Source organism: Exiguobacterium sp. UBA6282 (genome assembly GCF_002440475.1).
GTDB lineage: Bacteria > Bacillota > Bacilli > Exiguobacteriales > Exiguobacteriaceae > Exiguobacterium_A.
This window is the reverse complement of record NZ_DJUM01000021.1, coordinates 1-7,786: the sequence shown is the minus strand read 5'-3', so window position 1 is coordinate 7,786 and position 7,786 is coordinate 1. Positions and strand designations below refer to the sequence as shown.

The following is a 7,786-nucleotide window of genomic DNA, read 5'->3' as shown; positions in this document are numbered from 1 at the left end:
TGACGTAACTTCCTTTCGATTCAGCAAATGCAATACATGTTCTTCAAACACCGCTTGCCAATTGGAATCGTGCAACGTCATCACATGAATCGAATCATCATTTTCTAAAATATCTCGACCACAAAAGACGACCTCGACCGGAAACGTGGCGTGTGGTAAAATCGCATCAAAAAAGTTCTCATATTCTGTTCCAGCATCATCGAGCTCCTCATATGCGACTCCATACATCGAGACACAATCGTTTGTGACCCGGACGATTCCTTGTCCTTGTTTTTGGACGATGAGTGTCACCTCTGCTTCAGTCGCCATTTCTTGCTGTTCGATGACAAGATGTTCGAGAAATCGGTCAAGCTGCGCGGCATCTGTCATGATGAAGTGGGAACGAACCGTCCAATCCGATAAATCATGAATATTTGGATTCTGCTTGAGTGGTCGTTCTAGTAACTTCACTTCAAACGGATACGAATGCTGACTTACTTGAAGACGGACGAGGTCTTGCCAATCGTCGCGTGGTAGCGGTTCCCGGAACACATCAATCCATTCGTCTCGTTGAAATCGCATCCTATTCTTACTTTTCATCTTTCATCCGACCTTCTAGTTTGCTATAGAGGTAGCCAACAATATGTTCATGCGTCGTCCGTTCTTCGAGATCATCATTGTCGATTAATTCATTGATTGTCTCCGAGATGATCTGCCATAATGCTGTTTCTTGATACTCGTCGTATGGTGTTCTCACTTCCTGTCCCCCTTTTATCCTCTTCTGATTTCATTCATAAAAATGTCTGTCCCTTGGAACGCAGAGATCATATCTTCTCCAAACAACGTGATACTTCCCTCCCACGGATGACCGAGATATCCCCAGCGAAAATCTCGGGCGATGAAAAAGGAGTAATCGCCATCTGGAACTGCTGGAATCATCCAGTCTCCTTCTTCATTTCGAAGAAACGGACGTCTTGGGTCGATCCAATACCCTTGATGATTCCAATCGAGAGCCATGACGCGTTCTCCTTCAACAGTCAGCTCGATCAGAATACGTCCTAGTTCTCGTTCGATTTCTTCTCGTTTCTCGTAATCCACTTCATATGTACTGAACGGACTTGGGGCATGGTATGATGGGAAAACCGTCGTACTAGGCGAGAATTGAAATTGTTGATCAATGACTTGCCATACCTTCTCGTCTTCGGCTTGCGTCATCGGAATCCAGCTCCATGGTTTCCCTTCACCAATCAGATCGAACGTCATTCCTTCAGGGTATAGAACGGTGTACGCTTCTCCTTCTGATATCGCGATGATCAGTTCGCCTTGCACATCATGTTCCTTTATCCCTTCAAAAATCAGAGAAACGGCTGCCTCGACATCAAGGACATAGTAAAAGATATTCGTCGTGCCACTTCCTATATCTCCCCCTTCACAGTAGCCGATTCCTGTATGAAGCAGACCTTCATCGATTATCTCTTCCATCATATGGCGACGCTCGAGTGCTGCTTCTGCCTGACCCTCGTCATAAGGAAACTGGACGATTAGTTCCCGGTAATCTGCCTCGTTCAGCTCGCGATAGCCTTGACGTTCAAACTTCTCGATCAGCTGCAAAATCTGTACACCTAATCGTTTGAAGCGCGAGACACGCATCTGTCCTATGTCTTCCGCTCTCACCCACTCTCCAACGATTCCTTGATGTTGAATGATGAGGCGTCCCTCCGTATAGATTGTTTGGTAGAGTGTATCCGAGCCGCTTTGTTTTGTCAGTTGGATNNGAATAACGTCCTATTCTGACCATACCGACAAACGGGTCCGTGGATCATTGTCATCTGTCACCCACTTAATTCCGGTATATCCACGTTTCACAGCGTTCTCATAAAACGCTTCGGATACGTGCTGCTCCTTACAATAGATATCGACGTACGTACAGTCATATACCAAAATCGCGATGTGACAATTGCTTTTCTGAAACCACTCATACGTCATTCCCACTTCTTCAGTCTGACCACTTTGAAAAGCAAACAATTCAGCAAAGATCAGGTAATTGCTAGGTCCCCTTAGCCATTTCGCTAGTTCACGTCCTGTCACGTTCTGATCGACCGAAAACTCTTCTAAACTGTCATACCATTCCCCGTCCATCGTTTGGATTGGAAAATCAAAATTACGAAGAAACCAATCATACTCTTTCATTTCAATCGCACTTAATATGTCGATCAAGATACGCCCCGGTTCATTCGGGATTTCAAATGACACACCACGCAGACTCATCGAATCCCCTCTTTCTATCTTGTCATAAGAAGGCTACCGTATGAAAACACTGTAGTTCTTGTTCTTCACTTGAACTTCCCCACGTGCAGACGGCGTAACCTTGCGCTGTCAATGTTGGAACCATCTCGACGACTGGTAAGCTTCCGTTTTCTGTTAACCCGATGTCGAGCACCTGCGTTAGTAATTCCTGACAACGTAATGGTCGATCATGATTCGCACAAATAATGGTATACCTAGAGGAAGAACCACTAATCATTTCAATGGCTGTCGAAAGCTGTTCGAGACCAAATTCAGCGATCCCAACGTAATACGGTTCTTCTCCAACTTGGACTGGCACTTCTATTCGCGATGTGAAGCCATCAAGCATCTCTTCTCGTTCGAGCAAACGCCACAGCTTGTAATAATCGAAGATTCTTTTGGACTGGAACCCATTTCCGACACATGACACTATATAAAAGCGATACGTGCTCAGCTCATGCTTTTTCGTTAGCTCGTTACGGAACATTTCACTACTGATTTGTTTGAACTGGACGATTTCTTCTGGAAACAAGAGCATCTCACCGACTACACATAAACAACGAATTAATGAATTCGCATCCGCAAGCCATGGAAAGATGCGTGTCGCATCGCTATGTTCTTCAAGATACGTTTTCATAAAGCATCTCCTTTTTCAATCCCACTGACACGTCACGCTTTGATTGGTTTCAAATCGTAGATGTACGAGTTCATTTGTTTTGAGATTAGACAGTTTCAGCGAACTTTGAGCTTCATTCGTATAAGGCAATTCGAATCTGACACCTTCGATTTTTTTCAGTAAAAAGGATGCCCAGTGTCGATTGTATTCATTCTCGGTCAGAACATCCCATAACGCATCCTCACAATGATTCGCCTCGTAGACATATAATTTCATGACCGTGTTCTCCGCTATCACGGATAACCCCGCGAATACAGGAGGATTCGGAATTCGCGGTTTTTGAATGACCAATGTATAACCATCTTTTAGAAGACGATCCAAATGTTCGCGGCTATCCGGAATCTCCTCTTCGATGACGGAAGCCGGCAGTTCTCTGATACGAATCGGCAGATCCACTTCATATCCAAAGGGATCTTCGAGAGCGAGTAAGTCTTCATGGGAATAGATTATTTTCATGAGATCATCCTCACATTCTTTTATGGAGTACTTTCAGATTACACGCGCGCCACGCATCACGGACGATATCTTGGAAAGTCGTTGCCTTCGGTTTGAGTTTTAACGTTCTGTAGTCGAAGCAATAGACGGCTTCGTCTGGCCGCTCTTTCAATACCGCATAATATTCATCCTGTCTAAACGACGATCCAAAAAAGAAATACTTGTCGCGAATCGCATCGAACTCGGTTAACGCGTATTCCTCGAGACTGACGGAGAGATTGCCTTGGATCTCATGCGATAACCCGTTCCAGCTCGTCAACGGAATACCGTATAAGTTCAACTCTTCGGCAAAACGCACACCGTTACAGACTCTCAAAATATCTTTATACCACTCCGGAATTGCAAAATGATCGGTCTCGAATGCTTGGATACGAGCTTCTGGACAGGGACTTTCCACTGCCACTTGATAGTTTTGAATGGAGGATGAATAATCATACAAATACAGTTTGTGCTCCACCTTCTGACCTTCAATCGGAATACTGTACTTCAAGGATTTTTGATCGTTCACATAAAATAATCGCATCGCCTGAAGGATACTCGTAAGAAAGGCATCGTCAGGCAAAGCAGTGTTCTGATGATTCAGTCGTGGTACGTCGACGTCTTCCAGCGATAATTCTTCCTCGTCATCGTGTTCTTCAAAAGCTTCATGTTCTCCGAGGACGATCGCGATGCCTGTCACGTTCCCGTCTTTTCGGCGGACGAGGACTTCATAGTGTCCGTCCCCCATCAACTGAACGGCGACACCGAACGGAAACAGGAAGATCTCGTCTTCCATCATTTCGTCTGAAATTGCGATATAGAACGGGTCGATTTCTTCGTCGAACTCCAAGGTATTTCGAATCTCCCAGTCGATGGCTTCCCGTCTCCCGTAATCAGCTGTGTTCATGACAACGAGCTGCGCTGAATCAACAACGACTAGATCGGATAACGGCTCGAAAGCCGATGGAGCCACTTCCGCTTCTTCATTCCTCGTCAGGTAAAGCAAATTGATCGATTCGAACTCATCTTCGTCATAGAAGACCGTCCAAATCGAACCTTGATCAACCGGTATCGTCACGTTGTACTCTATATCCGGCTCAAGGAAAGCCGGATCCGAGACGATCAGATTTCCTTCCCGACTTGTAAACGTGCCTAATTTTTTCATGGTGTATACCTCTTTCTTAAATATAACGGAGAGGGGGCATTTCTAACCTGTTAATGCCATTAGATTAATCAAATTTAATCCTTTAATTCTTGTTGCATGCGCCACTCCATGAATCCGGTGGTGTGTTCTTCTCGGAAACGAACCCAGTACGTTAAGGTTTGATTCAACTTCTGCCATTCGATGATACATTCCGATTTGAAAACTACATCATCGAGTTGCTCGATTAGCAACTGAGCCTCAGTTAAAAATGCTGCATCCTCTTCTATTTCTCCTAAATACAAATCTTCATCGAGATGATGGAAGGAATACCATAACCCGTATAAATGATGGTCAATCATTCTCTCGATCGCTAACTGCTCCCGCCTTCCCCCACGCGTAATTGCCTCTTGTAAGTAGATGAAACGGTCATCTTCATCAAAAAAGAGACCATACCAGCGATACGGTCTAACGTCATCCGGCAACTCTTTCATCCACTGATTCAAGATAGGTTTTAGAAGGCGTTTTTGTATCGGATGAATCAAAAGGACCGAAACATCTGACTCTCCTTCACACGTTGACAGCAACAAATTTACAAACGTCCGTTGTCTTTCGAAATCCCACGCATTCGCTTCTTCAATGAATTCGTCGATATGTACTAACCACTCTTTGCGCAAGCCGCGTTCTTTCGCAAGAAGAGCATTATGTAAACGTGGTATCTCAGAAACGACAGGATCTTGTAGTAACTTATTTAGAAGCGACATGTTTCATCTCCTTTTAAAGAGTGCTATTATTCCACTTTCATATTTTGTCTTGTTTTTCGAAGATGAGACCATAATAATACTCCCGTGCTTATCGAAAGAATCGGGAAAAGATACGGGATGTACGATTCCTGCTGATGAATCACGTGCATGAAAAAGTAACTAATGAAGCAGACACTTCGAAGCCATGTAGGGAGGTAACCTTTACTGAGAAAACCTAAAAACATCAAGAGTATACCCATTCCAAATACTACAGTTGGTAAGACAGAGAAAGGTGTTACTAACTGAAATATACCTAGTCCTATAAGTAGATAGGCGAACCACGATGTCCGTCGTCGAAACTTCTCGCGTTCCTTTCGTCCAGGTTGCATCCCGTAGATATCATCTTGTCTGTATCCCTCCGCCTGTTTCTCTGCAATCAATTCATTCAGTCTTCGTTTTGCTTGACGCCGAAACGTATACCGTTCTTCGATTGAATCGCTGACATCTTGATCGAGCTTCCATTGCTCGGTGACACCGTGATACATCTGAATTGTCCGTCCATCGCGATACATGAACCAGAAATAGGTGATGCCATCCACTTGCTTACTAAGTGTGACAATCATTTTTTCATCATCCTTAACCTATTAAGTTAATCTTCTTTTATCCATAGCGATAGATACGCCACACATCTGACATTCTATCGACTTGTTTCAAAACGCCCAAATCCTATTAACCTTCTAAATCGGCTAGGACATCTTCCGGATCAAGTTCGATTCCGACAAGCTCTGGTCCCCAGTTCAAACCACAATATAGTCCATCGTCAATCATGTTCGGTAACCAGCCATTAATGAACAAATCTAGACCCAAGCGAATCAAGTGATAGTCCGCCCATTCCTTCATCTGCAACGCTTTCGCCCCTGCTTCCGTTGAAAAGAATAACAGCACGTCCGTTTCCTCTTGATTCGACGGACAATACGCCCAGCCCGACTGTTCAAACTTCGATAGACCATAGACAGCACCCATCTCAAGAGCCGTCTCTATGAAAAGTTCTGCCTGTTCTGCACTCTGTTCCATTTGTTGTTCCTTTTCAATGAACGCCATCAACGTTGGTGCTACCGGAAACAGCTCTTGTTCCTCATGATCCCACCAGAAGATCGTCTTTGTGTCCGGAAATTGATACCCGAGTTCGTCACCCGTTCCGTCCGCCGCAATCCGCAAGAACCCTTCTGGATACTCTTCTGCATCGGTCAAGTTGACACGAACAAGATCATCCCATGTTCGCTTGATATACTGCTCGTCCTTGATTGGATGAAACTCCCATTCGCCGACGTTGAACTTGTTTTCGCGCTTGTACCGGTTTCGTAGTTCTCTTGGAAGCTCGCAACCGAGTGCTGTCTCTACCTCTTGTAGTCTCTCTTCTGTAACACCAGGTAATCCACTCTGATATATCATTCTGTATGACTCCTTTTATCTTCAATTGAATTATTCGTAGGAATTTAGTACATGATCAATCTGATAATCCGTTGGTAAAATCGCTTGTAGCTGATCGACGTTTTGAAAGGCATCTCCATTCGAAAACCACATGAAACCGAGCGCATCATGTGACGGAAGGATGAACGGTAATCTATCACGTGCATCAATCACATGCGTGTATTTCGCTTCTTTAAAGATCCATTTTCCAGAGGTTTTCAACTCAAACGTGGGGAGAGCGAACGTGATGAGGAACGTTTCACTATAGGCAGCTCGAAAAAAGGACTCTTCTAAGACGAAACGCAGATCGTTCGCATTCAACACTTCGATACAACAGTAAAAACTGGTGCGCCGATGATCGCCTTCGTACCGCGGATGTTCGTGGCATACGAATGGTCGCGATTTTAAACGTTCTAAGAGGTGCATCTCATCTTCTCTAATCTCATCAAAATTAGTCGTGATATATAAAGGAAAATGATTGTAGCAAACTAGCGTGTCATACAATACCTCCTCCGTCAATTCACTCGTAAAGCTACCTACTGTATGGTCATAACACATGATTTCGTAGATAGTTTGCAAGTGACCAAGCACATTGATTTCGGATGTCTGAAGCATACGTTGGATACTCTTCGACTGAAAAAAGTATTCATCGATCGTCAGTTCGTTCATACTGTCACTCCTACCTGTGTCGTCATTGCTCAATTTTTTCGGTTAAAGTTTTTCCCTTCAGGATAGAGCCCGGTCAAGCGTCTGCCATAATGAACTTTTGCCTGCCCCATCCGAAGCCGTGTCACTCCATACTGTTTCTTAAAATATTCAATGACGGGTTGGACGATCTGAGATGGTTCGAGGACATGAAGGACGAATTCGATGGCTTCCGGACCATAATCATCCTCAACAAAATAACCGTTGCCGATTTGAAAAAGAAATGTATGAAGGTCGTCTTCGATATTCGAACGATGCTCAAAGATGATGTCATACTCTGTATCCTGACAAAAGATTTCGACGACAATCTCA

12 protein-coding genes are annotated in these 7,786 nt (G+C 44.2%); all 12 read right to left on the bottom strand.

Going from position 1 to position 7,786, the window contains the following annotated elements; all coding sequences use genetic code 11:
• Nucleotides 1-561: hypothetical protein (locus B2751_RS06485; RefSeq protein WP_290773676.1), on the bottom strand; the 561-nt coding region annotated here is incomplete at its 3' end.
• A 7-nt stretch (nt 562-568) separates the two neighbouring features.
• Nucleotides 569-736, bottom strand: coding sequence for a hypothetical protein (locus tag B2751_RS06480; RefSeq protein ID WP_290773673.1), 168 nt, complete (start codon nt 734-736; stop codon nt 569-571).
• A 14-nt stretch (nt 737-750) separates the two neighbouring features.
• Nucleotides 751-1,629 (bottom strand): DUF2716 domain-containing protein, encoded by an 879-nt coding sequence (locus B2751_RS06475; RefSeq protein WP_290773670.1) that lies wholly within the window; start codon nt 1,627-1,629, stop codon nt 751-753.
• A 135-nt stretch (nt 1,630-1,764) separates the two neighbouring features.
• A complete protein-coding gene (locus B2751_RS06470) occupies nt 1,765-2,247 on the bottom strand; it encodes a DUF2691 family protein (protein ID WP_290773667.1) in 483 nt (160 codons plus the stop codon).
• Between the two features lie 22 nt (nt 2,248-2,269).
• Nucleotides 2,270-2,902, bottom strand: coding sequence for a hypothetical protein (locus B2751_RS06465; protein ID WP_290773665.1), 633 nt, complete (start codon nt 2,900-2,902; stop codon nt 2,270-2,272).
• A gap of 15 nt (nt 2,903-2,917) precedes the next feature.
• The gene (locus B2751_RS06460; protein WP_290773663.1) at nt 2,918-3,397 is read right to left on the bottom strand and encodes a hypothetical protein; all 480 of its coding nucleotides are present in this window, start codon (nt 3,395-3,397) and stop codon (nt 2,918-2,920) included.
• Between the two features lie 10 nt (nt 3,398-3,407).
• Nucleotides 3,408-4,580: an SMI1/KNR4 family protein gene (locus tag B2751_RS06455; protein ID WP_290773660.1), complete on the bottom strand. Its 1,173-nt coding sequence runs from the start codon at nt 4,578-4,580 to the stop codon at nt 3,408-3,410.
• A 74-nt stretch (nt 4,581-4,654) separates the two neighbouring features.
• On the bottom strand, nt 4,655-5,320 hold the full coding sequence (locus B2751_RS06450; RefSeq protein ID WP_290773658.1) for a hypothetical protein: 666 nt from the start codon (nt 5,318-5,320) through the stop codon (nt 4,655-4,657).
• A 26-nt stretch (nt 5,321-5,346) separates the two neighbouring features.
• On the bottom strand, nt 5,347-5,922 hold the full coding sequence (locus B2751_RS06445; protein WP_290773655.1) for a hypothetical protein: 576 nt from the start codon (nt 5,920-5,922) through the stop codon (nt 5,347-5,349).
• A gap of 106 nt (nt 5,923-6,028) precedes the next feature.
• Entirely contained in the window at nt 6,029-6,751 is a 723-nt protein-coding gene (locus tag B2751_RS06440) for a DUF2750 domain-containing protein (RefSeq protein WP_290773652.1), read from the bottom strand.
• Nucleotides 6,752-6,781: 30 nt separating this feature from the next.
• Nucleotides 6,782-7,438, bottom strand: a complete 657-nt coding sequence (locus tag B2751_RS06435) for a hypothetical protein (RefSeq protein ID WP_290773650.1) — start codon at nt 7,436-7,438, stop codon at nt 6,782-6,784.
• Nucleotides 7,439-7,467: 29 nt separating this feature from the next.
• The coding region (locus tag B2751_RS06430; RefSeq protein WP_290773647.1) for a hypothetical protein at nt 7,468-7,786 on the bottom strand (319 nt) is incomplete at its 5' end.

Coding starts and splice junctions, on each gene's coding strand:
- B2751_RS06470 (WP_290773667.1), bottom strand. CDS start 2,247: ATGAGTCTGCGTGGTGTGTCATTTGAAATCCCGAATGAACCGGGGCGT.
- B2751_RS06445 (WP_290773655.1), bottom strand. CDS start 5,922: ATGATTGTCACACTTAGTAAGCAAGTGGATGGCATCACCTATTTCTGG.
- B2751_RS06475 (WP_290773670.1), bottom strand. CDS start 1,629: ATGCGTGTCTCGCGCTTCAAACGATTAGGTGTACAGATTTTGCAGCTG.
- B2751_RS06435 (WP_290773650.1), bottom strand. CDS start 7,438: ATGAACGAACTGACGATCGATGAATACTTTTTTCAGTCGAAGAGTATC.
- B2751_RS06440 (WP_290773652.1), bottom strand. CDS start 6,751: ATGATATATCAGAGTGGATTACCTGGTGTTACAGAAGAGAGACTACAA.
- B2751_RS06465 (WP_290773665.1), bottom strand. CDS start 2,902: ATGAAAACGTATCTTGAAGAACATAGCGATGCGACACGCATCTTTCCA.
- B2751_RS06455 (WP_290773660.1), bottom strand. CDS start 4,580: ATGAAAAAATTAGGCACGTTTACAAGTCGGGAAGGAAATCTGATCGTC.
- B2751_RS06460 (WP_290773663.1), bottom strand. CDS start 3,397: ATGAAAATAATCTATTCCCATGAAGACTTACTCGCTCTCGAAGATCCC.
- B2751_RS06450 (WP_290773658.1), bottom strand. CDS start 5,320: ATGTCGCTTCTAAATAAGTTACTACAAGATCCTGTCGTTTCTGAGATA.